Origin of the sequence: Curtobacterium sp. MCJR17_043 (assembly GCF_003224315.2) — a bacterium.
GTDB lineage: Bacteria > Actinomycetota > Actinomycetes > Actinomycetales > Microbacteriaceae > Curtobacterium.
The window spans coordinates 1,877,930-1,902,245 of the sequence record NZ_CP126259.1; the positions used below are offsets into that span (position 1 = coordinate 1,877,930).

Consider the following 24,316-nt stretch of genomic DNA (forward strand, 5'->3'; position numbering starts at 1 on the left):
ACCGGGGAGCGGATGCGCCGTCGGCGGAGACCCGGACCGGGGGGACCACCCCTTCGACCATGACCGCCGCCTACGACATCGACCCCACGTGGGACGACTGCCAGGCGGAGGCGACCGCCGCCCGCAGCTGCGTCGTCGGAGTCCGCGGGGGGCACCCGGGTCGCGCTCGTGGGCGACTCGCACGCGCACCAGTGGTCGTCGGCCCTCATCGCCCTCGCCGATCGACGAGGGTGGGAACTGCACCTCATGGTCAAGGGTGGGTGCGAGTTCTCCCACGTGGTGTGGACCGACGTGTCCGATGACGAGCGCGCCCGGTGTGGGGCGTGGAACGACGCCGTCGACCGGTCCTTGGCGGCGGGAGCACCGTACGACCTCGTGTTCACCTCGTCCCGGGCTGACCTGCGGGGCACCCCCCGAGGGTCCCGAGCCGGCGCGGCGCGCGCTCGAGGGGTACCGGGCCTCCTGGCAGCCCCTCGTCGCACGGGGGACCACCGTCGTCGCGATCCCGGACACCCCGGCCGCCGGCAGCGGTGCCCAGCGCTGTGTCGACGAGCACCCCGACTCCCGCTGGACGTGTCGGATCAGCGCCGGACGGGCGTTCGCCGCCGGTGACCGGCTCGTCGACGCAGCGCGGGCGACGCCGGGCGTGGTCGTCGCCGACATGACACGGTGGTTCTGCGCGGACGGGTCCTGCCCAGCGGTGATCGGCAACGTGCTCGTCTACCGGGACTCGCAGCACCTGACGCGCACGTACGTGTCGACCCTCGTCGGGCCGCTCGGCCGGACCGTGGACGCAGCACTCCGCGGCCGCGCCTGACCTGCCCGGATGCGGGGCACGGCGTCCACCGGCAGCCTCGGCGGACGCCGACCGTCCCCGCTGCCAAGCTGGGCCCGTGGAACACGACGGGGACCGATGGGTGCAGCGACTGCGGGACGGCGAGGTCCCTTCGACCTGGCGGATCGTCCTCGTCACGGTGCTCGTCTCGGCGCTCGGCGCGTTCCTGCTCTGGCAGCAGTTCGCACACCCCGAGGCCACCCGCCGACTCTTCGAGGTGCAGGGCCGCGGGGCCTTCGTCACCGTCCTCGTGCCGGTCGTCCTGCTCCTCACCGGACCCGGAGTGGCGCTCGCCGCATGGTCATCCGGCCGACGCGACAGCCGCACCCTCGCCCGGATCCGCGCCGCCGGTGGCCGGCCGGTGTTCCACCTGCCGGTCGAGACAGCGGCCCCGGTCGCCGGCGAGGAGTTCGCCGACCCGAAGCCGGAGGTCTGGACCGTCGACGACGCCGGGCTGCACGGCTGGACACCCGACCACGCCCGGCCGGTGCACGCGCTGCCGTGGGAACGCATCCGCGCCTTCGGCCTCGCGAACACCGTGGTCAAGGGGGTGCGACAGGACTGCGGCATCTGGGTGAGCACCGCGAACGGTCACGTCGTGCTCGTTCCCCGGACGACGCTCGGCCGACCCTTCACCGCCGGTGGGCTGAAGCGACCCGTGCTGGTGCGGGTGCTGCGCTCGCTGCGCGCGGAGCTCGATCCCGCCGGCGCCGCCCGGACCACCGAGCGCCCGGGTGCGCGGCCGGGGGGACACGCCGCTCGGCTCCCCAGCAGCCCCGACCGGGTAGGGAAGAGCCATGGGTTCACGATTCCGCGGCAAGGTCGTCGTCATCACCGGAGCATCGAGCGGCATCGGCCGGGCTGCTGCGCACGAGTTCGCGAAGCAGGGCGCCACGCTCGTCCTCGCGGCGCGCGGCGAGCAGAGCCTGGAGGAAGCCGCCGCCGAGTGCCGCAAGCTCGGCGCCGAGGCCGTCGCCATCCCCACCGACGTCGCCGACGAGCGACAGGTGAACGACCTCGTCGGCACCGTCACCAGCCGCTTCGGCCGCATCGACGTCTTCGTCGGCAACGCCGCGCTGTTCGTCTACGGCCTGTTCGAGCAGACCCCGACCGAGGCGTTCAAGCGCGTCGTCGACACGAACCTGCACGGTCACGTCCACGCCGTGAAGGCGCTCCTGCCGCACTGGAAGCAGCGTGGTGAGGGCACGTACGTCCTCGTCGGCTCCATCCAGTCGCTGCTGTCCGCGCCGTACCAGTCGGCCTACGTGACGAGCAAGCACGCGGCCCTCGGGCTCATGGACGTGCTCGCCGACGAGCACCTGGGCACGCGCATCCGCTTCGGCGCCGTCCTGCCGTCGACGATCGACACCCCGATCTACCAGAACGGCGCGAACTACACCGAGAAGGCGTCGCACCCGCTGCCCCCCGACCGTCTCCGTGCAGCGTGCGGCGAAGGCCGTCGTCGCCGAGGCCCTGCACCCCAAGCGCAACCGCTACGTCGGGCGCATCCAGGCCGCGCTCGTGCCGGCCGAGTTCATCGTGCCGTGGCTGTTCCACCGCATCACTCGTCCGGCCGTCGAGGTCTTCGCCCTGCGCGGCAAGCAGGCGCCCACCGACGGGAACCTCTACGCACCGACCGATGCGGGCAACGCGACCGACGGCGGCTGGGTCGCGAAGCGGCGTCGCGTCACGCGGCCGCTGGTCTGGCTCGGCGTCGCCGGTGCCGCCGTGCTCTTCCTCCGCAGCGGCTCGCGCCGCTGACGCGGGCGTCCGTCGGACGGGAGGCCCGGTGCCAGCTGGCTCCGGGCCTCCCGTCCGTCCGCCGGGCGCACACCTCGGACCCGTAGAGTCCGTCTGTGCCACGGACCGGACCCAGTAGCTCTTCCTCCCGTCGCGTCGGAGGTTCCGCCCTCGCGCTGGCGGTCGTCCTCGCGGCGGTCGTCGCCGGTCCGGAGGCTGCTGCGCCCGCCTCGGCGCACTCTGCGCTCATCGGCAGCACCCCTGCGGACGGGGCCACGGTGACGACGGCCGTGCGGCAGGTCGACCTGACGTTCAGCGAGGCCCCGCTCGCGGGTCTCAACGCCGGACTCCGCATCGAGGTGCGGGACCAGACCGGCCAGGACGAGTCGACGGGCGAGGTCCGCGTCGAGGGGACGACGATGTCGAAGCGCGTCGACCTGTCGGCCGGCCCGCACACGGTGCTGTGGCGGTACGTCTCACCGGACGGCCACCCGGTCGACGGCCAGGTCGCGTTCACCGTCGAGGTCGCTCCGACCCCGTCGAGCGCCCCCACTCCGGTCTCCGCGCCGTCCGCCACCGCGAGCCGGGAGGCCCGGTTGGACACGTCCGCCACGGCGACGCCGACCCCTGCTGATGCCGCTGACCCGACCGCGACCAGTACCGGAGCGCCCGTGCTGCCGTGGGCGCTCGGCGGGGTGCTGCTCGTCGTCGCCGGTGTCGTCGTCCTCGCCGTCCGGCGGCGATCCTCCCGGGCCGGCGGGTGATCCAGGGCATGGGCCGGGTCCTCCGCAGGACCGCCCCGGACACCGCGTCGTCATGACCGACGAGGACGCCGTCGACCGCGCTCGCCGGGCGGTGGTGCGCCGGTTCCGGTGGCTCGACGGTGACGCGGACACCTGGGCGGTGCTCGCTGACCCGGACGCCCTCGCAACGGTCGTCGCGGGGCTCGCGGCGCTCGTCGCGGAGGACCGTGCTGACCTGGTCCTCGGCATCGAAGCGCGCGGATTCGTGCTCGGACCGGCCGTGGCCCTGGTGCTCGGCGTCGGGTTCGTCCCGGTCCGGAAGGACGGTGCCTTGTTCCCGGGTCCGCTCGTGCTTCACGTCACCGACCCCGACTACCGCGGACGCCGCTGGACGCTCGCCACCAGACCGGACCTCGTCCGCCCGGGACAGCGGGTCGTGCTCGTCGACGACTGGATCGAGACGGGCGGGCAGGCGGCGGCCGCCGCGGCGCTCGTCGACGCGTGCGGCGGGACGCTCGTCAGCGTCGCGGTCGTCGTCGACGAGGCGTCAGCGGCTGCACAGGACGGGCTACCGCCGATCCGGCACCTGGTCCGGGCCGCCGACCTCTGAGGAACTGCTGGCACGCGCCGGATCAGTTCGCCAGGTCGTCCAACCAGTTCGACCGCAGCCGGAGCGCCCGCTCGATGCTCCCCGCGACCGTCGCGACACCGGCGGCGATGTTGACCGCGAGGGGGGATCTCGATCGCCAGTTCGAATGCCCCGACCGCCTGCTGGACGGCCGGGATCGCCGTGATCCCCTCGAGCAGCTGCGGCACTGCGAGTCCGACACCTGCCAGCACGACCAGGGTCGATGTCGTCCCGATCGCCCGGCTCAGTCCGGGGCGCTCGGCCGCCAAGCGCGCTCGGCGGCCCTCGGCGCTCCCGGCCAGCGGCGTCAACTGGTGCACGGCGCCCGTGGCGGCGACGAAGTGACACCGGCGCAGTCCGAAGGTGCCGACGGCGACCTCGATGTGGCCGCCGGGGATCGGGAACCGCGCCGGGAGCGATGCGAGGGACAGCAGCCGGCCGTCCCGGTACAGTCGGGCACGGACCGCACCGTCGGCACGGTCGCCCAGGTGGTCGACGTCGACCGTGTAGGTCGCCGTGATCGTGGTGCCGGGGTCGGTCAGGTCGATGCGGAGGAGCGACCGCGTCGCGACCTGCCACCAGCGCAGCGGCGGAAGCGGCTCCCCGTTGCCCTTCCGCACGCGCCGTTGGCGTCGGCAGTCGCGCCACCCCTCGGTCCCCATCGGCCCCCGCCTCCGCCCGTGGCGCTCTCCGCGCCGCCGTCACCGGTGTCGGCCACGCGACTGCGGACCGACCGGCGCGACCAGTGTCGCAGGCCGGATCAGTGTGCGTCGAGGACCACGGCCACCGCCCCCCACCTCGACCAGCTGGTCGTCGTAGCCGAGGACGGTGACGCCGAGCAGGGTGCTCGGCACCTCGTGCTCGCCGAACGCGTCGCGGACGACCCGCCACGCAGTGACCAGGTCCGCTCGGCGAGCCGACGCCACGAGCACGCGGGTGCTGATGACGTCCGTCATGCGCGCCCCGGCGTCGGTCAGCGCCTGCCGCAGGTTCGCGACGCACTGCCCAGCCTGTGCCGCGTGGTCGCCCGGGGCGACGGTCGCTCCGTCCGCGTCGAGCGGGCACGACCCGGCGAGGAAGACGAGCCGGCCATGAGCCGGCGCTGTGGCGGCGTGCGCGTACTCAGCCGGGCTGAGCACGCTGGAGCGGATCAGTTCGACCGCGGTGGGTCGTCCGGTGGCCGTCACTCGAACATCTCCGCGAGCAGCGCCGACGGGTCCCCGTCCACGACGTGCGCGGAGCGCTGTTCCGGCCAGCGGAGGACACCGTCGTCGGGCCAGCACGGCACGACGTGGAGGTGCAGGTGCGGCATGCTCTGGCCCGCGTCCGCTCCGGTCGCACTGAGCACGACGACCCCGGTCGCACCGAGCGCGGCCCGCATGGCGCGCCCCACCCGCTGCGCGAGCAGTGCCGTCGCTCGCAGGGCGTCCGGGGCGACGTCCAGGAGGCCCGTGGCGTGCTCCCGCGGGACGACCAGCGTGTGCCCGGGCGCGAGTTCCGACTCCGGCAGCGGCCGGAACGCGACCGCGTCCGGCTCCCGCTCGATCCAGACGGTGTCCGGGTCGTCCGTCGCGATGATCCGGCAGAAGACGCAGTCGTCGGGGTCCACCGTCGTCACGGGCGCGACGCCCGGTGTGCCCGGAGTGCCTCGACCACGAGCGCGTGGTCGTCGTGCATCTCGAGGCCGCTGACGCCGACGGCGCCGATGAGCGACCCGCGCACCACGAGCGGGAAGCCCCCGCCCGCGGCCTGGTACTGCCGGGGGTCGAGTGCCGCGGCCTCGTCGAACGTCGAGCCGCCGACCTCGTACTGCGTCCGCACCGCGAGGGTGGAGTGGGCGAAGTGCCGCACCACCCGGAACTTCCGTTCCAACCAGGCGTCGTTCACCGCGCCGGAGCCCGGGGTCGCCGCGTGGAACACCCGCTGCTCGCCGAAGGACACCGCGAACCCGACGCCGAGCCCGCGCTCCAGGGCGGTCGCCCGCAACCAGGAGCCCACCGCCCAGGCGTCGTCGAGGTCGAACGAGTCGTGGTCGAGTTCGCGTTCCTCCGCGAGCAGGACGGCGAGCTTCTGCTCGGTCCCGAGTTCGCGGTACCGGGCTCCGGTGGTGGTGTCGGTGGTGTCGGGCATGGTGCTCCTCACAGGGACGGCGGTGTCGCTCGTCACGGTAGCGCGATCCTCCGTATGGTGAGCACGTGGAGTTCCCGGGGGGAGGCGGACGGCGCGCGTGACGCGTCGACCTCTCCGGGGTCACCCCGGGGTACGCAGGACCAGCAGCACCACACGCCCCGAGAGGCTCGGCGCGCTCCGCGCGCGCGACCTCACGGAGGCACCGACAGGTCCCCCCGGGAACCCCACGCCCGTCGAGGTGGTCGCGACCGCCCTCGCGGACGCCTTCCTCGCCGCCGACGCCTGGGACACCGGTCTGCTCACGGCCGCGGGCTTCGACGTCGTCGGACCGGAGCGCGCGTACGTGGGCCACGCCGTCCGCACCGCGCTCGAGACGTACCCACGGCCTCCCGTCGACGCACCCCGGCAACTCGCGGCGGTGATCGCGGCGTCACCGCAGCTGGTGCGACTGCACCGCACACGGTCCACCCGCCGTCCGGTCCGGGTGCTGGTGCGGCGGGCGGTCCCGGTGCGCGCGGTGCCGCGGGTGTCGAGCCGCCTGCTCGTCGACACCCTGCCCGAGCTCGCCCGCGAACTGGACCTGACGGTCGGCCGGCTCCTGTGGCTCGCCGACACGCGCGGGTGGAACCGCCGACCCGGCTCCGCCAGCCCGCTGCACCACCACCGGCACGAGTGGGTCCGCCGCCCGGGGCGCACGCCGCGCCTGCTCGAGAAACCGTTGGACATGCTCCGCCGGACGCAACGGACGGTCCTCGACGAACTCCTGGCGGTCCTGCCGGTGCACGACGCGGCACACGGCTTCGTCCCCGGCCGCAGCGTGGTCTCCGGCGCCGCGCTGCACGTCGGGCAACGCGTCGTCATCACCGCCGACCTCACCAGCTTCTTCGCGAGCGTCCGCGCACGGTCCGTGTACGGGGTGTTCCGGGCGGCCGGGTTCGCGGAACCCCTCGCCCACGTCCTCACCGGTCTCTGCACCCACCGCGTCCCGACCCACGTGCTCACCGCGATGCCGCCCGGCGGGGACGTCGACGACCTCACCTTCAGCGGCGACGACCGTCTCGCGCGACGCGCCGACGCCTTCCTCCGGGGTGTCGACCGCATCGTCACCGACCAGGGCCTCCGGCTCAACGCCCGCAAGACCCGGGTCCCACCCGCGAGCGTCCGCCAGAGCGTCACCGGCGTCGTCGTCAACGACCGCACCGCTCCCGGCCGCCGCGAGGTCGACCGCCTCCACGCCGTCCTCCACAACTGCGCCGAGCACGGACCGGAGTCGCAGAACCGCTCGGGTCATCCGGACTTCCGGGCGCACCTCCTCGGCCGCATCGGCTGGGTGAGCAGACCAACCCCGGACGAGCCGACCGCCTCCGCCAGGAGTTCGTCCGCATCACCTGGTGATCGAGCGCCGTCACCACCCGCGTGACGGACGGACGCCGGACGTCATCCGACGCAACACCCCGTCACGGACCGCAACCCACGCCCCGGTCCGGCGTCCGTCGCCGTAGCGTCGACGCACGCCCGATGCCCCGCATCCCGCATGCCGTGACCACCGACAGAGCCGAGGAACCCGTGCCCGACCGCATCACCCTCGTCACCGCGCTGCAGGGTGCCGGATGGCACCCGGCAGCCTGGCGGACCGACCCGGTCGCCGCGCGACGCCTGCCGACCCTGCAGCACTGGCGCGACGTCGTCGGCGAGCAGGACCGCCTCGGCGTCGACGCCGTCACGTTCGAGGACTCCTTCACCGCCGGCCCCGTGGACGCGACCGGTGACCTGGACACCAGCACGGTCGTCGGGCGCCTCGACGCACTGCTCGTCGCCGCCGCCGTCGCACCGGCCACCCGCCAGATCGGCCTCGTCCCGACCGTCTCGGTGACGCACACCGAACCCTTCCACGTCGCAACGGCCCTCCAGACCCTCGACCACGTGTCGACCGGCCGGGCCGGGTGGCGACTGCAGGTGAGTCCCACCGCCCGCGAGGCCGCGCTCTTCGGCCGCCGGACCCTGCCCGACGGAGCACCGGGACCGGGCACGGTCGAGCCGCTGCTCGACGAGGCGCGCGAGGTGGCCGAGGTCGTTGCGCGTCTCTGGGACAGCTGGGACGACGACGCCGTCATCCGCGACGTCGCCACCGGCCGCTTCATCGACCGCGACCGCATCCACGATGCCCGGTTCCGGGGCTCGTACCTGTCGGTGCACGGCGCGTCGATCGTCCCGCGGTCCCCGCAGGGTCGGCCGCCGGTCCTCGCACTGGCGCACCGCGAGGACACGGCCCGGTTCGCGGTCGACGCCGCGGACGTCGTGCTCGTCACGCCCGGCGCGGGCGGCCTGGAGGACCGGGGCGCGCTGGCCGTGGTGCGGGACGCCGAGCAGGCGGCCGGATCGGACCCGGAGCGCCCGGTGCTCGCGGACCTCGCGGTGCTCATCGGGTCGTCGTCGGCGGAGGCGGCGGACGCGCTGGCGGCGCTCGACGCGGCGGCGGGAACCGTGGCGGCGGGGCCTGCGGCAGCGGGTCCCTCCTGGTCGGACGCCGCCGTGCTCGCGACCACCGTGCCGGAACTCGTGTCCCGCATCGGCGACCTCCGTGCCCTCGGGTACGCCGGCGTCCGACTGCGCCCGCTGCGGATCCCGCTCGACAGCACCGCCGTCGCCCGACAGCTCGTCCCCGCGCTCGTCACCGCCGGGCTCCGCGCGGACGTCGCCTCGCGCCCCGTCGCCGACCTGCGGACGCGGTTCGGGCTGCGCCCCGCGCTCAGCCGGTACGCCACCACCACACCCGAGGGGGGTCCCCGCATGAGCACGAAGCGACAGGTGCACCTGGCCGCCCACTTCCCGGGCGTCAACAACACCACGGTCTGGAGCGACGACCGCGCGGAGAGCCAGATCGCGTTCTCGTCGTTCGAGCACTTCGCGCGGAACGCCGAGCGGGGCCGGCTCGACTTCCTGTTCCTCGCCGAGGGGCTGCGGCTCCGCGAGCAGAAGGGCCGCGTGCACGACCTCGACGTCGTCGGTCGTCCGAACACGCTCGCCGTCCTGGCCGCCCTCGCCGGGGTGACGTCCCACATCGGGCTCGTCGGCACGCTGTCGGCGACGTTCAACGAGCCGGTCGAGCTCGCGAAGCAGCTCGCCACGCTCGACCACCTCACCGAGGGCCGCGCCGGGTGGAACGTCGTGACGAGCTCGGACGCCTTCCACGGTGCCAACTTCCGACGCGGGGGCTTCCTCGACCACGCGGACCGGTACACGCGCGCCGCCGAGTTCGTCGAGCTCGCCCGCGAGCTGTGGGACTCGTGGCAGCCGGACGCCGTCGTCGCCGACGGGACCTCCGGCGTGTACGCGGAGCGCTCCCGCATCCGGGACGTCGACCACCACGGCCCGCAGTTCGACGTCACCGGCACGTTCCCGGTGCCGCGCAGCCCACAGCGTCACCCCGTGCTCGTGCAGGCCGGCGACTCCGACGAGGGCCGCGACCTCGCCGCCGCGCAGGCCGAGGTCGTCTTCTCGCTGCACACTGAGTTCGAGGACGCCCGCCGGTTCTCCGACGACCTGGCGGCACGGCTGGAACGGGTCGGACGTTCCCGGGACGAGCTGCTCGTCCTGCCCGGCGCGACCTTCACGCTCGGCGACACCCGGGCCGACGCCGAGGAACGCTCCCGGGCGATCCGTCGCGCGCAGGTCAGCTCGGCGACCGCGATCGCGTTCCTCGAGCAGGTCTGGAACCGGGACCTGTCGTCCTACGACGTCGACGGACCGCTGCCCGAGGTCGAACCCGACGTCGACGCGGACACGATCACCCGCGGCAGGGTCCGGCACGTCCGGGACCCCCCGGGCGGTCGTGCAGACGTGGCGCGAGCAGGCCGCGGCGGACCGGCTGTCCATCCGCGAGCTCGTCATCCGGGTGTCGACACGGGGCGGCTTCGTCGGCACGCCGTCGAGCATCGCCGCCGAGATCGACCGGTACGTGCAGGAACGGGCGACCGACGGGTTCGTCGTCGTCCCGCACACGAACCCGTACGGCCTGGACGAGTTCGTCGACAGCGTCGTCCCACTGCTGCAGGAGCGCGGTGTGTACCGGGAGCAGTACGAGGACGGGGCGACCCTGCGCGAGACCCTCGGGCTCTCCGGGCGGGTCCGTGACCGCCAGGGGGTGCTCGCGTGAGCGGCGTCGACCGCGGGGCGCCGGTGCCGCTCTCGGTGCTCGACCTCGTCCCCGTGCGCAGCGGTTCGTCCGCCACGGCGGCCCTGCACGAGACGATCGACCTCGCCGTCGTCACCGAGCGCGCCGGCTACGCCCGGTACTGGCTCGCCGAGCACCACCTCAACCCGGGCGTCGCGGGCAGTGCGCCGACCGTCGTCATGGGTGCCGTCGCCGGTGCCACCACGTCGATCCGGGTCGGCAGCGCAGCGACCCTGGTCGGGAACGTCCGCGGACTGCAGATCGCCGAGACCTTCGGCACCCTCACCGGGCTGTACGGGCCGCGGTTCGACCTCGGTCTCGGCCGCTCGGGCGCACCCGCTCCGGGCACCCCGAAGCCGCCCGCGCTCGCCCCGCGCGCGGACACCGAGGTGGACGGGCTGCTCCTGCCCGCGCCCTTCGACCTCCGCATCGCCCCCGGGAGCCGGTTCGCCCTGCAGGGGGAGCTCCTCGGCCGCGTGCCCGGTGACGTCGACCGGTTCGAGGACGAACTCGCCCTGGTCCGTGCCCTCTTCGCCGGCACCTGGGAGCGTGACGGCGCCGTCGTCGAGGCGCCACCGGCGACCGGTGCGGACGTCGAGCTCTGGGTCCACGGTTCGACCGGCGGCGAGAGCGCCCGGATCGCGGGGGGTGCTCGGTCTGCCCTACGGCGCGAACTACCACTCCACACCCGGCACCGTCCTGGCGTCCGTCGAGGCGTACCGCGCGGCCTTCCGCCCCGGCGTGCTCGACGAGCCGTACGTCATCGTGTCCGCGGACGTCGTCGTCGGCCGCTCGACCGCCGAGGCCGAGGAACTCGCGCACGGCTACGGGCAGTGGGTGCGCTCGATCCGCTCCGGCATCGGCGCGATCGCGTACCCGACGCCGGACGAGGCCCGCGCGACCCCGCTCGACGCAGCCGCCGCCGCGTCCGTCCGCGACCGCATCGCCGCCCGCTTCGTCGGGGACGCCGGGCACGTCGCGGACCGGCTCGAGGTGCTCCGCCGGGTCACCGGTGCGGACGAGCTCCTCGTCACGACGATCACGCACGAGCACGCCGCACGGGTGCGGTCCTACGAGCTGCTCGCCGCCGAGTGGGCCCGCCGCACCGCCGAGGCGGTCGTCGTCGCCTGAGGCCCGGCGTCGCTGAGGCCAGGCGTCGCTGAGGCCAGGCGTCGCTGAGGCCTGGCGTCGCCTGGAGCCCGGCGCGCCGCGCGACCCGGGTCGCGCCCGCTCGCGCGGGGTGCGGTCCTGCCGCCGGACGGGAGGCTCGGTGCCGGCGCACACCGCGCCTCCCGTCCGCCACCGTGCGTCCCGGCGGACCGTCGGCCCGTCGCCGCTGCGCGGACGACGGCGGCAACGCACGACGCGCCGCCCACCGGGGGAGGTGAGCGGCGCGTCGTGCCAGCGCGGGAGCCGTGCGTCAACTGTTGTCGAGCGGCAGTCCCTCGGGGTTGACCTCCGAGTGCTCGACGGCCTCGTTCGACAGGCCGTACGCCCGCAGCCACTCCGCGTAGGTGCCGTCCTCGATGAGCTCGTCGAGGGCGTCCGCGATCGGATCCGCGAGACCGCTGCCCTTCTTCGTCGTCGCCGCGATGAGCCCCTGCAGGTCCGCCCCGGCTCCGGAGTACGTGCCCGCCGTCTTCGTGGGGTGCGCCCCACCCGCGCTCTGCCTGTTCTGGTAGGCGATCGTCGGGTTCGGGCCGAAGTACCCGTCGATCTTCCCCGAGTCGAGGGCCAGCTTCACCGCGTTGCCGTCCGGGTAGTACTTGACCGTGACGGTCTTCCCGTCGGCCGCGAGCTGCTCCTGCCACTCGAGCAGGATCTTCTCCTGGTTCGTGCCCGAGCTCACGGCGATCGTCTCCCCGGCGAGGACGGACGGGTCGCCGTCGAAGGACAGGTCGCTGTCGGCCGGTACCTGCAGGGCGAGTTCGTCCTGCCGGTAGGACGCGAAGTCGTACTTCTCCTTGCGCTGCTCGGTCACGGTGATGTTCGAGAACCCGGCGTCGAACTTGCCGCCGTCGATGCCGACGAAGAGGTTGTCCCAGGTCGCGTTCGACACCTCCGCCCGGAGACCGAGCTTCGCGGCGACGAGGCGGCCGAGGTCCGGCTCCGAGCCGGTGAGCGTCTTCTGGTCGTCCCCGGTGAAGGCGAGCGGCGGGAACCCGGCGGGCAGGGCCCCGACGCCGATGACGAGCTTCCCCGAGGCCTGCACGTCGGCGGGGGAGGGCATCGTGCAGGGCGGGGTCGGCCGCGACGTCGAGCGTGGTCTCGGTCGCGGCACCGTTCGCGGCGGCGCCGATCGTGACCGAGCCGTCGTCCGCGCCGGCGGATTCGGCCGCGGCGTTCGCTGAGCAGCCGGCGAGTGCGACGACGACGCCGGCCGCGAGGACGAGGACGCCGGCACGGTGCCGCCGGCGGAGGGAGACGGGGTTCGAGGACATGGTGCTCCAGACGAGGGGATCGGGTGGGGACGGGGTGTGGGAGAGCCGCGCGGTCAGCGCACGCGGGCGAGGAAGTCGCGGGTGCGCGGGTGCGCCGGCGCATCGATGACCTGCGACGGCGGTCCCTGTTCGACGACGCGGCCGCGGTCGAGGAACACGACGTGGTCGGCGACCTCGCGGGCGAAGGCGACCTCGTGCGTGACGACGACGAGCGTGGTGCCGGACCGGGCGAGGTCCGCGATGACGGACAACACCTCGCCGACGAGCTCCGGATCGAGCGCCGACGTCGGCTCGTCGAGCAGCACCACCGAGGGCTCGAGCGCGAGCGCCCGGGCGATGGCGACGCGCTGCTGCTGGCCGCCGGACAGCTGCCGTGGTCGGCTGTCCGCGCGGTCACCGAGCCCGACCCGGTCGAGGAGCTGTCTGCCGCGTGCCCGGGCAGCGTCGGCGGGGACCCCGGCGGCGACCGGCCCCTCGACGACGTTCTCGAGCGCGGTGAGGTGCGGGAACAGGTTGAAGTGCTGGAACACGAACCCGATCCGGGAGCGCTGCCGCAGGATGATCCGTTCGGGCAGCTCCTCGAGGCGTTCACGGCCGTCGCGGCCGCGACGGACGCGGACCCCGACCGGCTCGCCACCGATGGTGACGACACCGCGGTCGAGCGGCTCCAGGTGGTTGATCGCGCGGAGGAGTGTCGACTTGCCCGACCCGGAGGGTCCGAGCACCGCCGTCACGCTCCCGGCGGGCAGGTCGAGGTCGACGCCGTCGACGACGACGTGGTCGCCGAACGCCTTCACGGCACTCCGGACGGAGACGGCGGCGGTCATCGGGTGCTCCTGACGGCGGTCGTCGCGACGGACGGGTCGGACGCCGTGGTCGTGGAACGGGTGGCGGCGGTGCGGCGGGCAGCCCGCAGCGCGGCACGGATCCGCTGCCAGGGGGGTCGGCGGCAGCTCGCGCACCGAGCCGCGGGCCGTCCACCGCTCGACGTGGTACTGCACGACCGACACGGCGCTGGTGAGTGCGAGGTACCAGAGCGTCGCGACGACGAGCAGCGGGATGACGTCCGTCGGGTAGGTGCTCGACAGGTTCTGCACCACCCCGAACAGGTCGAGCAGCGAGACGTAGAACAGCAGCGAGGACGCCTTGAGCAGCCCGATCAGCTGGTTGACGAACGCCGGCACGATCGAGCGGAGGGCCTGGGGCAGCACGATCCGCAGGAACTGTCGGTGACGGGGGGAGTCCGAGCGCCTGCGCCGCCTCACGCTGCCCGGTGTCGACGGCGAGGACCCCGGCGCGGACGATCTCCGACGCGTAGGCGATCTCGCTGAGGCTCAGCGCGAGCACCCCGATCGCCAGGTCGCCGAGCAGGTCGGTCGTCGGCACGGTGAACTGCGGCCCGAAGGGGATCCCGACGCCGATCGACGGGTACAGCGAGCCGAGGTTGTAGAGGAAGACGAGCACGAGGATGAGCGGCACCGACCGGAACAGCCAGACGTAGCCCCAGGCGAGCCCGGACAACACCGGGTTCGGCGACATCCGGGCGACCGCGACGAGGACTCCACCGGCGAAGCTGATCACCGCGCTCAACGCGGTCGCGACGAGGGTCAGCTGCAGTCCGGTGAGGATCGCCGGGCTGAACAGCCACGTCCCGACACGGGGCCACCCCCAGGACGGGTTGGTGAACAGCGTCTGCACCAGGTTCAGCACGAGCACGAGGACGACCGCGGCGGCGAGCCACCGCAGCGGGTGCCGGAGCGGCACGACAGGCCGGTCGAGCGCGGCGCGCCCCGCCAGGACGACGTCCGGGTCGGTCTCCGGACGGGAGGCCCGCTCCGCCTCCGCCTCGTCGAGCACCTTCTCGAAGGGGTGGATCCCGATCTCCTCCGGCGGCCGTCCGCGGTCGAACCGGGGGGGTGTACCCGGAGCGGAGGTAGAGCCGGACCGCCTCGGGCTGCCGCGGCCCGGTGGTCAGGTGGACGCGGCGGAACCCACGGCGGCGGGCTTCTGCCTCGAGTTCGGCGACGACGAGCCCGGCGAGCCCCCGCCCGCGTGCGGCCGGCGCGGTCCAGATGCGCTTGAGCTCGACGGTCTCCGCGTCGTACGGCTTGAACGCGCCGCCGGCGACGAGCTGGTCGTCCTCGAACAGCAGGACGAAGGCACCGCGGGGGGGCGACGAAGTCCTCCGCCGGCCAACGCCGGAGCTCGACCGAAGCCGGCTCGTCGGAGGAGTCGCCGTACCGGGTGTCGTACTCGTGTTCCAGGTCGGCGAGCAGCGGGGCGACGGCAGGGTCGTCGGGGTGCACCGTGCGGAACACGAGCGTGCGGGAGGAGGCGGTGTGCGCCGGGGCCGTGTCGGTCATCGGTGTCCCTCACGTCGGTGACCCGGCCGGCGGGTGCCGGTCGGTGGCCCGACGGTACGAGGGCTGCGCCCCGCTCACAACGGAGGACGAAACACGGCGGCACACTCCGCAACACGGCGCTACACGGCGCAACGCAGCGTCACATCGTGGCCCTCCCCCGGTGACCGAGCCGGTGCTCGCCCGCTGGCCGGTCGCCGTGGTCGCTCCGGTGTCAGCCGAACAGCTCCCGGAGCCGCGGCAGCGTGTCGGCGTCCTCGTGCGCCCCGCCGCCCTCGTGGCCGTTGTACTCCCAGACGGTGATCTCCTTCGGGCCACCCCAGGCGTTGTAGGCCGCGTAGACGGTCGAGGGCGGGCAGATCGGGTCCATCAGCGCGACCGAGAACCACGCCGGTGCGGTCGCACGGGCCGCGTGCAGGACGCCGTCGAAGTACGCGAGCGTGCCGAACACCTGCTCCGTGGCGGTGCGGTGCGTCGCCAGGTAGTCGACGACCTCGTGGTACGGGTAGGCGTCGGTGATCTGCGTGGCGTGCCGGTGGTCGCAGAGGAACGGCACGCGGGGGGAACACCCCGGCCAGTCCCTCCACCAGACCGGCGACGGCGATCGCCATCCCGCCGCCCTGGCTGCCGCCGAGCACCGCGACCCGTCGGCCGTCGACGAGGTCGATGTCGCGGACGGCGTCGACGGCGCGGACCGCGTCGGTGGTCAGGCGCCGGTAGTAGTACGTGTCGGGCGACTCGATGCCGCGGGTCATCACGCCGGGGATCGCCGGTCCGCTGCCGTCCGGGTCCGGGGTGTCGCCGGTCGCCCAACCGGAGCCCTGGCCGCGGGTGTCCATGAGCAGGTGCGCGACGCCCGACGACGCCCAGAGCAGGCGTTCGGTGGGCAGGCCGCGTCCACCGCCGTAGCCGAGGTACTCCACGACGGCGGGGAGCGGAGCGTCGGCGCTGCTGCCCGCGGGGACCGTCAGCCACGCGGCGACGCGCTGCCCGTCCCAGCCGGCGAACGAGACGTCGTAGGTGTCGACCGTCGTGAGGCCGGTGTCGACCCGCTCGGTCCGTACGGCGACGGGGTGCTCCCGCGCTGCCGCGAGGGTGCGTCGCCAGAAGTCGTCGAAGTCGTCCGGTTCGGCGACGCTGCCGCGGTACGAGGTGAGGTCCGGTCCGGTGATGTCGGTGTACACGGTCCGACCCTGGCACGGCACGGCGTCCCGGGGAAGGTCCGACGGGTCTGCCGGTCCGCCGGCGGACATCGGGGGGGACGAGCCCGTACGGTTGCCATGAGAACCGATCTCACGAAAGGACGGCACCATGACCGACACGACCGACCCCACCGTCGACGGACCCGCGGAGGGCGAGCACCGCGTCGCCGAACACGGCGTCGAGGAGCACGATCACGAGCGCGACGGCGGCGAGCACGAGACCGTCGAGCACGACGACCACGTCGACTTCGTCCACGACGGGCACCGTCACGCCCGTCACGAGGACCACTACGACGAGCACTGACACCCGCTGACGCGGGGTCGCCGGACGGGAGGCGCGGTGCCGGAAGCGCACCGCACCTCCCGTCCGGCGGTCGGGGGAGCGGAACCGGCAGGACGGGTTGACACGGTTGTCGCCCCGCGCGTAGCGTGTGGTTGACACGGTTGACGACAGGAGTCCGGCTTGGAATCGACACTGCACCGCTCGGCCACCCGCGGTGCGAGCGCTCAGCGCTCCGGCGCCACGGCCGACGCGGACCGCCGCGCGGGCCGGGGGCTCTCCGCCACCGAGACCGCACTGGTCGAGGCGGTCACCGACCTCGTCCGGCAGGGCCGGGCGGACGGCGCGCTCTCCGACTCTGCGGACGTCGACGCGCTGGCCGAACGCATGCTCGCCGCCCTGCCCGCAGTGAAGCACGAGGCGGACGCCCTCATCGGGCCGTTCTACGACACGACCTCGCTCGCGACCTGGCGTGGTGTGAGCCGGCAGGCGATCCACAAGGCGAGCCAGAAGCGCGACCTGCTCGGCCTGAAGATCGGGGACGGCACCCGCATCTTCCCGTCGTTCCAGTTCGGTGCCTCCGGCGCCCCGCTCCCGCACCTGCGGGAGGTCCTCGACCTGCTCGACCGCGACGGCATCGACCCGTGGGGCAGCGCGCTCTGGTTGAACACCGTCGCCGACGAGTTCGGCGGGACGACCGCCGCCCAGGCGCTCCGGGACGGTCGCGTGCAGCCCGTGCTCACTGCCGCCCGTCGCGCGGCGAACGCCTGGCACGCGGACGCCTGAGCCGCGCGCGATGACTCCGGCACACGAGCCCCGGCGCAGCGACGTCGCCCAGCAGCCCCCGGACGCGGGCGTCGACCTGTCGGCCTTCCCCCGCGGCGGAGTCGCGCGGCACCACCTTCTACCGGGCGAAGCGGCACGACCGCGGTGCCTGGTGGTTCGCCTCGACCCCGGCGGACGCGGACGGGATCGACGGCGGCCGCTTCGACCTCGCCGCTCCGCGGGGCACCTGCTACTGGGCGGACTCGGTGGAGGTCGCCGTGCGGGAGCGTCTCGCACACCACACCCTGACCACGAACACCGTGTTCGCGGCACGGGCTCGGGAGATGGTCGTCGTGGCCGCGCGCGCCTCCCGTGGCCGCCGTTTCGCCGACGTCACCGACCCGCTCGCGGTCCGGTCCGGCGTGGGGGGCGGAGCTGCAGACGATGGGCGACTACCGGGTGCCGCAGGCGTGGGCCCGGGCCTTCGACGCGGCGGGGTTCGCCGGTGTCCGGTACAGCACCCGCTTCACGAGCGCCGCGGCGGCGAACGCGTGGGCCGTCTTCGGCAGCGCCGGCGTCCCGAAGCGGCCTCGGCCGGAGCGCGTGCACCGCGACGGCATCACCGCCTGCCGCGAGTCCGGCATCCGCGTGCTCGACGACGGGTCCGACGCCGGTCCCGAGCGGTTCACGTTCGTCACCCCGCCGACCTGAGCGAAGCGGTCCCGGTCGGTGTCGGCGAGGGCCGATCCGGTCGGTGTCGGTGGCTCGTCCTACCGTGCCGCTCGTGGCCGAACCAGTCGATGCGTGGTGGCGCCGCCGACAGTGGTCGCGCGGCGTCCCGGTGCCCTACGCCGTGGGGGGAGTTCCGAGCCGAGTGGGCGTCGTGGCCGGTCCTCGTGCGGCAGTACCACCCGGAGTGGAACGCCGGTGTCGTCCTCACGCAGGTGCCGCCGGCCGCCGACGTCCTGCTGACGTGGGAGTGCGACGTCGGCCACGTGTTCGTCGCGACACCGTCCGAGCAGCGGTCCCGGCCGGGGCGTGAGCGCCGAAGGTCCGTGTGGTGCCCGGAGTGTGCGGTGCTCGCCCAGCCGCAGCGCTGGCCGGTCCTGCCGGAGGACTGGCCGAGCGGGGTCCCCGTCCCGCAGCGCGCCGTGCGGACGACCGGTCGGCAGACGCTGCCGGCCGCGCCCGCGCGCGGTGGTGCCCGCGCCGTCGCCACCGGGGCCTCCTCGTCCGCGGTGCCGAGCGGCGCGGTGGCGTCGACGCGCCGGGGGGAGCCGCCGCACCGGACGGACCGGCGGTGCCCGCTCGGCCGCACCCCGGACCATCTGCCCGAAGACCCCGCGCCTGCCGTCGGGGGGAGTCCTTCGTCAGTCGGTGTGCCCCGGCGCCGGCCTCGGCGGTCGAGGCGGAGCTCCGCGCAGCGCTGCGCGACCGGCTCGACCTGACGTTCGACCACACCGCGATCCGCCTGGACCGGCCGTTCCACGAGCACGTCGAGGTCTGGCCGGACATCGTGCTGCCCGAGCTCCGCGTCGCGATCGAGTACGACTCGACCGGGCGGCACGGGCTCGAGCACGTGGGCTCCCGCGAGGACTCCGACCGCCGGAAGGACCGCGCCACCCGTGCCGTCGGGTGGGAGGTCGTGCGCATCCGCACCGGGCGGCTGCCGGCACTCGGTCCGTGGGACCTCCAGGTGTCCGGCGTGTCCGGCCGGACGGTCGACCGGCTCGTCGACGTCCTGCGGGAGATCCGCGGCCCGCTCTTCGTCGACGCCTACGCCCGCTGACCGCGGTCGCCGCCGACCGCGTGCCAGGCGCGGGACGCCGGTCGCTGCCTCGGGTCCGGAGCGCCGCTCGCTGCCTCGGACCCCTCGCTGCCTCGGACCCCTCGCTGCCTCGGGACCAGAGCGCCGCTCGCTGCCTCAGGCCCGGAGCGCCGCTCGCTGCCTCAGACCCGGAGCGCCAGCGCCTCGCTGACCCACCGCGTGTGCAGCGCCCACGGGTCCGGGGCGCCCGCGGCGACCGTGCCCACGTGCGCCAGGAGCTCCGGCGTCACGCGGAACCACTCGGTGCCCGGGTAGCGCGAGGCCGCGAACTCGGCGTGTCGCCGTCGTTCGAGCGTCCGGTCGCCCCGCTCGAACCCGAGCAGGTCCTGGTGCGCGATCCGCCCGAGCCGTTGCCGCGGGTTCGCGGTCGTGCCGATCTTGACCCGGTCCCCGCTCTCGTCGCGCATCCGCAGGTAGTAGACGACGTCGACCCGCGGCGCACCGAGTTCGCCGTCCGGCACGTCGCCGAACCGCCACTCGCACACGGCACAGAGGATCCCGGTCGGGAAGCGCACGCCGATGCGTCCGCCGCACACGATGCACGGGCCGGGCAGCAGGTCCTCGACGCCGACGTGCTCCGCGGCGAAGTCGCCGACCAGGGTGACGTGTCCGAGGCACAGCGGCACGGGCACGCCGTCCGTGGTCGTGCGGTCGCAGCCGGGCACGCAGCAGCGCGGGACGTCTCGGGGCCGGACCATGCGCGGGACGCTACCGGCGACCACCGACGCGCGGCGGGCCTCCCGTCCGACCGGCCGGTGGCGGCAGCTCAGCCGGGGAAGACCACCCCGACGGGTTCGCGCTTCTCCTCCTGGAACCGGTCCTCGGCGCGCCCGAGCGCCCAGTAGGCCGACAGTGACATGTCCGTTTTCTCGAGTCCCCAGTCGTCCTGCAGGACCCGACGGATCGCCTTGATCGCGGCACGCTCGCCGTGCGCGAAGACCCGGACCGGCCGGGAGGCCCTGGGCAGCTCTCGGGTCGCCGCCAGCAGCAGCGTGCCGGGCTCGGCCCCGACCGCGTCGCGGTGCAGCCACCGCAGCGTGACGCCCGTCGGGTGCACGAGCGGCTGTTCGTCGGCGGGGCCGGCCACCTCGACCAGGGCGACACCCGTGGCGGTGGGGAGCATCGCCTCCAGGGCGGCACCGATCGCGGGCAGGGCGCTGTCGTCGCCGAGCAGCACGTGCGTGACGGTCGGGTCGGTCGGGGGGTGCGTACCCGCCGCCGGGACCGGACAGTGCGATGCGGTCCCCGGGCTGCGCGGCGACCGCCCAGGGCCCGGCGAGTCCGTCGTCGCCGTGCCCTGCCGACGAGTGCACGACGAAGTCGATCGCGATGGTCCGTGCGAGCGGGTCCACGGCGCGCACCGTGTACGTGCGGCGGGCGGGCAGGTCCGACTTCGGCATCGTCGCGCGGAGGGCCTCCAGGTCGTACGGCGGTCGCAGCCCGGAGCCCGGTTGCGGGAGCAGCAGCTTCACGTACTTGTCCGTCATCGCCAGGCGTTCCGGGTCGGCGTCGCCGACGAAGGCGTCGTACCCGGGTCCTCCGAGGTGCACGCGCACCATGTGCGGGGTGAGTCGTTCGGTCCGGACGACGACCAGGACGTGCTGCGGGCGGTTCGGCTTCGGGCTCATCGGGGACGAGCCTCCTTTCCTGGGTCTTCCCGTCGGTGCGTGACGACGGGCACCAAGTGAGGTTAGCCTCACCTCATGAGCACGAACGTCGTCCCGTTCTCCGAGGCGCTGCGGGCCCGGACCCGGCGCTCGCACGGCGTCTCGGCCGGGCACGGCTTCATGCACGACCTCGTCGAGGGGCGGTGCGACGTCGCCGACTACGCGGCACTGCTCGGGCAGTACGCGTTCGTGTACGACGCCCTCGAACGCGCGGCGGACCGGATGGCGGACCACCCCGTCGCGGCCCCGTTCGTGACGAGCCGACTGACCAGGATGCCGGGCATCCGCGCGGACCTCGAGTACCTGGTCGGGCCCGACTGGGACGAGCTGCTCACGCCGCTGCCGGCGACGACGGCGTACGTGCGACGGCTCAACGAGGTCGCGGCGACGTGGCCGGGCGGGTTCGTCGCACACCACTACACGCGGTACCTCGGCGACCTGACCGGCGGCCACGCGCTCGGCCGGTTGCTCGCCGACCAGTTCGGGTTCGAGACGAACGGCGTCCTGCTGTGGATCTTCGACCAGGTGGCCGATCCCGCCGCGTTCACGGACACCTACCGGGCGGAACTCGACGCGGCCCCGTGGACGGAGGACGAGCGGGAGCGGGTCATCGCCGAGGTCGAACTCGCGTACCGGCTCGACGCCGGGCTGCTCGCGGCGGTCGACGGCACGCGGCTGCCGTCCGTCCTCGCCGACCCGGCCTGACCCACCCTGCGGGCCGCCGCTGGTCCGCCCGTCCGGACGGTCGTCGTCACGAGGCTGCACTGGCCGGTACGCTGCTGCCACGCCGGGACAGCCCGGACCGACCCGGGCGGGACAGCCCGGACCGACCCGGGAAGGACCTCCATGACGACGATCGACGGCTCGACGCGCCACGGGCGGGCGCGTGACGACGTCAGCGGAGCGGTCGACAGCGACCTCCGCGCCGACGTCCGGTACCTCGGCAACCTGCTCGGCCGGGTGCTCAGCGAGACCGGCGGGCCCGACCTGCTGCGCGACGTCGAGGCGCTGCGCCAGGCGGTCATCCACGCGTACGAGAACACCGACGCCGACGGAGCCGCGCGGGCCGAGGCGGTCGTCGCGGGGTTCTCGGCGGAACGCGCCGAAGAGGTCGCACGCGCCTTCACCTCGTACTTCCACCTCGTCAACCTCGCCGAGGAGCACCACCGCGTCCGCGTGCTCCGGTCGCGCGGCGACGACGGCGGCCTGCCGGGCGACTCCTTCCCGGCCACGTTCGTCGAGCTCGTGGAGCAGGTCGGCGCCGACGAGGCCGCCGCCCGGCTCGAGGGGCTCCGGTTCCACCCGGTCCTCACCGCGCACCCGACCGAGGCCCGCCGTCGTGCGGTGACCACGGGTGTCCGTCGCATCACGGACCTCATCGACGAACGCGACCGCACGAAGAACGCCACCGCCCGTGCCGAGAACGAGCGACGTCTGCTCGAGGAGATCGCCACGCTGCTGCGCACCTCGCCGCTGCGGACGACCCGGCCCACCCCGTTGGACGAGGTCCGGACCGCGATGAGCGTGTTCGACCAGACGCTCTTCGAGATCGTGCCCCAGGTCTACCGACTGCTCGACGACCGGCTGCAGGGCGACGACGCCGGCCGCGCCCCGGTGCAGGCCCCGGCGTTCGTGCGCTTCGGCACGTGGATCGGCGGGGACCGCGACGGCAACCCGCACGTCACCGCCGACGTCACGCGCCAGGCCGCCGAGATCGCGGCCGAGCACATCCTGCTCGGTCTCACCCGCGCCGCCACCCGGATCGGCAGCGGCCTGACGCTCGACGCCGACCACACCCCCCGCGGACGCCGGCCTCACCGCCCTCGTCGCGGCGCAGGAGTCGCTCGACCCGGAGGTCGCCGAGCGCATCGGCATCCGCGCGCCGAACGAGACGCACCGTCGGGCACTGCTCTTCATCGCCGCCCGCATCGACGCCACCCGCCGCGACGACCGTCCGCTCGCGTACAGCGGTCCCGACGAGCTCCTCACGGACCTCCGCGTCGTGCAGGCCTCCCTGACCGCCGCCGGTGCCGTCCGGGCCGCGAACGGCGAGCTGCAGAACCTCGTGTGGCAGGTCGAGACCTTCGGCTTCCACCTCGCCGAACTCGAGGTCCGTCAGCACTCGCAGGTCCACCGCACCGCCCTCGCGGAGATCCGGGCCGGGGGGAGCACGCAGCGAGATGACGGAGGAGGTCCTCGCCGTCTTCCGGACCATCGCGGACCTGCAGCGTCGGTACGGCGTCCGTTCGGCGAGCCGGTACATCGTCTCGTTCACGCAGTCCGCGGCGGACCTGGCGAACGTGCACGAGCTCGCGGTCGCCGCGCTCGGCTCGGTCGAGGCCGCCCCGGTGCTCGACGTGATCCCGCTGTTCGAGACCTTCGCCGACCTGCACGCCAGTGTCGACATCCTCGACGAGGCCGTCCGGACCGAGCCGTTCCAGCGACGCCTCGCCGCGACCGGTCGGCGGCTCGAGGTCATGCTCGGCTACTCCGACTCGTCGAAGGACGTCGGCCCCGTGTCGGCGAACCTCGCGCTGTACGACGCCCAGGCGCGCATCGCGACGTGGGCCGCGGCGAACGACGTCGAACTGACGCTGTTCCACGGCCGCGGCGGCTCGCTCGGTCGCGGCGGCGGTCCCGCCAACGAGGCCGTGCTCGCGCAGCCGCCGGGGTCGATCGACGGCCGGCTCAAGCTCACCGAGCAGGGCGAGGTCATCTTCGCCCAGTACGGCGACCAGGACATCGCCGCCCGGCACCTCGAGCAGATGGCCTCCGCGACCCTGTTCGCGTCCTCGCCGTCGAACGAGTCCCGCACGGCGGCCGCAGCCGAGCGGTTCGCCGACCTGGCGCAGCAGCTCGACGACGTCTCCCGCGCCGCGTTCTACGACCTGGTCAAGGCGGACGGGTTCGCGCCGTGGTTCGCACGGGTCACGCCGATGGAGGAACTCGGGCTCCTGCCGCTCGGATCACGTCCGGCCCGTCGCGGCCTGAGCGTCGAGTCCCTCGAGGACCTGCGGGCGATCCCGTGGGTGTTCTCGTGGACGCAGGCGCGCATCAACCTCGCCGGGTGGTACGGCCTCGGGTCCGCGCTCGAGGCGGTCGGCGACCTCGAGCTGCTGCGCACCGCGGCTGCCGAGTGGCCGCTCTTCGCCGCCCTGCTGAAGAACGTCGAGATGTCGCTCGCGAAGACCGACGTCCAGATCGCCCGCCGCTACCTCGAACTCGCGGACCGCGGTGACCTCGGACAGAAGGTCCTCGCCGAGATGGACCGCACCCGCTCGTGGGTCCTGCGGATCAGCGGCGCCGAGGACGTCCTGCAGGACCGGCCGGTGCTCGCGCGTGCCGTGCGGCTCCGCTCTCCGTACGTCGACGCCCTGTCGCACCTGCAGCTCCGGGCGCTCCGCTCGATCCGCACCTCGGGCAGCACCGACACGACCGACGCGGACCACCGCCTGCTGCTGTTGACGGTCAACGGGATCGCCGCCGGACTGCAGAACACGGGCTGATCCCCCCCGGACCGGGG

Annotated in this window: 19 protein-coding genes and 7 pseudogenes; 15 read left to right on the forward strand and 11 right to left on the reverse strand. The window is 74.1% G+C overall.

Going from position 1 to position 24,316, the window contains the following annotated elements:
* Window positions 1-168: 168 nt before the first annotated feature.
* From DEJ15_RS18340 to DEJ15_RS09760, 5 genes and pseudogenes are all read left to right on the forward strand, one after another.
* Window positions 169-348: pseudogene (locus DEJ15_RS18340) on the forward strand (SGNH hydrolase domain-containing protein); the annotation flags it as partial.
* Window positions 299-817: an SGNH hydrolase domain-containing protein gene (locus DEJ15_RS09745; RefSeq protein WP_284174904.1), complete on the forward strand. Its 519-nt coding sequence runs from the start codon at window positions 299-301 to the stop codon at window positions 815-817. The pseudogene DEJ15_RS18340 and the gene DEJ15_RS09745, both read left to right, overlap by 50 nt.
* Window positions 818-1,632: 815 nt before the next feature.
* The gene (locus DEJ15_RS09750; protein ID WP_284174905.1) at window positions 1,633-2,682 is read left to right on the forward strand and encodes an SDR family NAD(P)-dependent oxidoreductase; all 1,050 of its coding nucleotides are present in this window, start codon (window positions 1,633-1,635) and stop codon (window positions 2,680-2,682) included.
* A 9-nt stretch (window positions 2,683-2,691) separates the two neighbouring features.
* Window positions 2,692-3,339 carry a copper resistance CopC family protein gene (locus DEJ15_RS09755; RefSeq protein WP_110825398.1) on the forward strand — a complete coding sequence of 216 codons (648 nt, stop codon included), beginning with the start codon at window positions 2,692-2,694 and terminating at the stop codon, window positions 3,337-3,339.
* A gap of 52 nt (window positions 3,340-3,391) precedes the next feature.
* Complete coding sequence (locus DEJ15_RS09760; protein ID WP_181419582.1) at window positions 3,392-3,928, forward strand: phosphoribosyltransferase family protein; 537 nt, start codon at window positions 3,392-3,394, stop codon at window positions 3,926-3,928.
* A 719-nt stretch (window positions 3,929-4,647) separates the two neighbouring features.
* On the opposite strand, the gene DEJ15_RS09765 is transcribed toward DEJ15_RS09760, so the two are convergent.
* Genes DEJ15_RS09765 through DEJ15_RS09775 form a run of 3 tightly spaced genes read right to left on the reverse strand, consistent with a single transcriptional unit; the run spans window position 4,648 to window position 6,076 of the window.
* On the reverse strand, window positions 4,648-5,133 hold the full coding sequence (locus DEJ15_RS09765; RefSeq protein ID WP_349814686.1) for a RidA family protein: 486 nt from the start codon (window positions 5,131-5,133) through the stop codon (window positions 4,648-4,650).
* Window positions 5,130-5,564, reverse strand: coding sequence for an HIT family protein (locus DEJ15_RS09770; protein ID WP_110825402.1), 435 nt, complete (start codon window positions 5,562-5,564; stop codon window positions 5,130-5,132). Before DEJ15_RS09770 ends, DEJ15_RS09765 begins: the two co-directional genes overlap by 4 nt.
* On the reverse strand, window positions 5,561-6,076 hold the full coding sequence (locus DEJ15_RS09775; protein ID WP_110825403.1) for a heme-degrading domain-containing protein: 516 nt from the start codon (window positions 6,074-6,076) through the stop codon (window positions 5,561-5,563). Before DEJ15_RS09775 ends, DEJ15_RS09770 begins: the two co-directional genes overlap by 4 nt.
* A gap of 238 nt (window positions 6,077-6,314) precedes the next feature.
* On the opposite strand from DEJ15_RS09775, the gene DEJ15_RS09780 reads away from it, so the two are divergent.
* From DEJ15_RS09780 to DEJ15_RS09795, 4 genes and pseudogenes are all read left to right on the forward strand, one after another.
* Window positions 6,315-7,496 (forward strand): reverse transcriptase family protein, encoded by a 1,182-nt coding sequence (locus tag DEJ15_RS09780; protein ID WP_110825404.1) that lies wholly within the window; start codon window positions 6,315-6,317, stop codon window positions 7,494-7,496.
* Between the two features lie 146 nt (window positions 7,497-7,642).
* Complete coding sequence (locus tag DEJ15_RS09785; protein WP_284174906.1) at window positions 7,643-10,210, forward strand: NtaA/DmoA family FMN-dependent monooxygenase; 2,568 nt, start codon at window positions 7,643-7,645, stop codon at window positions 10,208-10,210.
* A gap of 75 nt (window positions 10,211-10,285) precedes the next feature.
* Window positions 10,286-10,531, forward strand: a pseudogene (locus DEJ15_RS09790) (LLM class flavin-dependent oxidoreductase); the annotation flags it as partial.
* 367 nt (window positions 10,532-10,898) lie between these two features.
* Window positions 10,899-11,381 (forward strand): LLM class oxidoreductase, encoded by a 483-nt coding sequence (locus DEJ15_RS09795; protein ID WP_284176312.1) that lies wholly within the window; start codon window positions 10,899-10,901, stop codon window positions 11,379-11,381.
* Between the two features lie 289 nt (window positions 11,382-11,670).
* Here the strand turns inward: DEJ15_RS09795 and DEJ15_RS09800 are convergent, their stop codons facing one another.
* From DEJ15_RS09800 to DEJ15_RS09810, 5 genes and pseudogenes are all read right to left on the reverse strand, one after another.
* Window positions 11,671-12,480 (reverse strand): transporter substrate-binding domain-containing protein, encoded by an 810-nt coding sequence (locus tag DEJ15_RS09800; RefSeq protein ID WP_284174907.1) that lies wholly within the window; start codon window positions 12,478-12,480, stop codon window positions 11,671-11,673.
* A 264-nt stretch (window positions 12,481-12,744) separates the two neighbouring features.
* Window positions 12,745-13,518: an amino acid ABC transporter ATP-binding protein gene (locus tag DEJ15_RS09805; RefSeq protein ID WP_110825409.1), complete on the reverse strand. Its 774-nt coding sequence runs from the start codon at window positions 13,516-13,518 to the stop codon at window positions 12,745-12,747.
* 463 nt (window positions 13,519-13,981) lie between these two features.
* Window positions 13,982-14,548, reverse strand: a pseudogene (locus tag DEJ15_RS18345) (ABC transporter permease subunit); the annotation flags it as partial.
* A 100-nt stretch (window positions 14,549-14,648) separates the two neighbouring features.
* Window positions 14,649-14,981 (reverse strand): annotated as a pseudogene (locus tag DEJ15_RS18350) (GNAT family N-acetyltransferase); the annotation flags it as partial.
* Window positions 14,982-15,265: 284 nt separating this feature from the next.
* Window positions 15,266-16,235, reverse strand: a pseudogene (locus DEJ15_RS09810) (acetylxylan esterase).
* Between the two features lie 127 nt (window positions 16,236-16,362).
* Between DEJ15_RS09810 and DEJ15_RS09815 the strand changes: the two are divergent.
* The 4 genes from DEJ15_RS09815 (at window position 16,363) to DEJ15_RS09830 (ending at window position 19,087) form a co-directional block, all read left to right on the forward strand.
* On the forward strand, window positions 16,363-16,557 hold the full coding sequence (locus DEJ15_RS09815) for a zinc transporter permease (RefSeq protein WP_110825412.1): 195 nt from the start codon (window positions 16,363-16,365) through the stop codon (window positions 16,555-16,557).
* 159 nt (window positions 16,558-16,716) lie between these two features.
* Window positions 16,717-17,319, forward strand: a complete 603-nt coding sequence (locus DEJ15_RS09820) for a hypothetical protein (RefSeq protein ID WP_110825413.1) — start codon at window positions 16,717-16,719, stop codon at window positions 17,317-17,319.
* A gap of 423 nt (window positions 17,320-17,742) precedes the next feature.
* Window positions 17,743-18,009 (forward strand): hypothetical protein, encoded by a 267-nt coding sequence (locus DEJ15_RS09825; protein WP_284174909.1) that lies wholly within the window; start codon window positions 17,743-17,745, stop codon window positions 18,007-18,009.
* A gap of 349 nt (window positions 18,010-18,358) precedes the next feature.
* Window positions 18,359-19,087, forward strand: coding sequence for a putative endonuclease domain-containing protein (locus tag DEJ15_RS09830; protein ID WP_284174910.1), 729 nt, complete (start codon window positions 18,359-18,361; stop codon window positions 19,085-19,087).
* A 161-nt stretch (window positions 19,088-19,248) separates the two neighbouring features.
* Here DEJ15_RS09830 and DEJ15_RS09835 read toward each other — a convergent pair whose 3' ends face one another.
* The 3 genes and pseudogenes from DEJ15_RS09835 to DEJ15_RS18360 all read right to left on the reverse strand — a co-directional run.
* Complete coding sequence (locus tag DEJ15_RS09835; protein ID WP_284174911.1) at window positions 19,249-19,752, reverse strand: GIY-YIG nuclease family protein; 504 nt, start codon at window positions 19,750-19,752, stop codon at window positions 19,249-19,251.
* Between the two features lie 140 nt (window positions 19,753-19,892).
* On the reverse strand, window positions 19,893-20,303 hold the full coding sequence (locus tag DEJ15_RS18355; RefSeq protein WP_349814877.1) for a siderophore-interacting protein: 411 nt from the start codon (window positions 20,301-20,303) through the stop codon (window positions 19,893-19,895).
* Window positions 20,304-20,397: 94 nt separating this feature from the next.
* Window positions 20,398-20,754, reverse strand: a pseudogene (locus tag DEJ15_RS18360) (siderophore-interacting protein); the annotation flags it as partial.
* Window positions 20,755-20,829: 75 nt separating this feature from the next.
* Here DEJ15_RS18360 and DEJ15_RS09845 point away from each other — a divergent pair.
* Window positions 20,830-21,498: a biliverdin-producing heme oxygenase gene (locus DEJ15_RS09845; protein WP_110825417.1), complete on the forward strand. Its 669-nt coding sequence runs from the start codon at window positions 20,830-20,832 to the stop codon at window positions 21,496-21,498.
* 141 nt (window positions 21,499-21,639) lie between these two features.
* Window positions 21,640-24,299 (forward strand): annotated as a pseudogene (locus DEJ15_RS09850) (phosphoenolpyruvate carboxylase).
* Window positions 24,300-24,316: the final 17 nt, after the last annotated feature.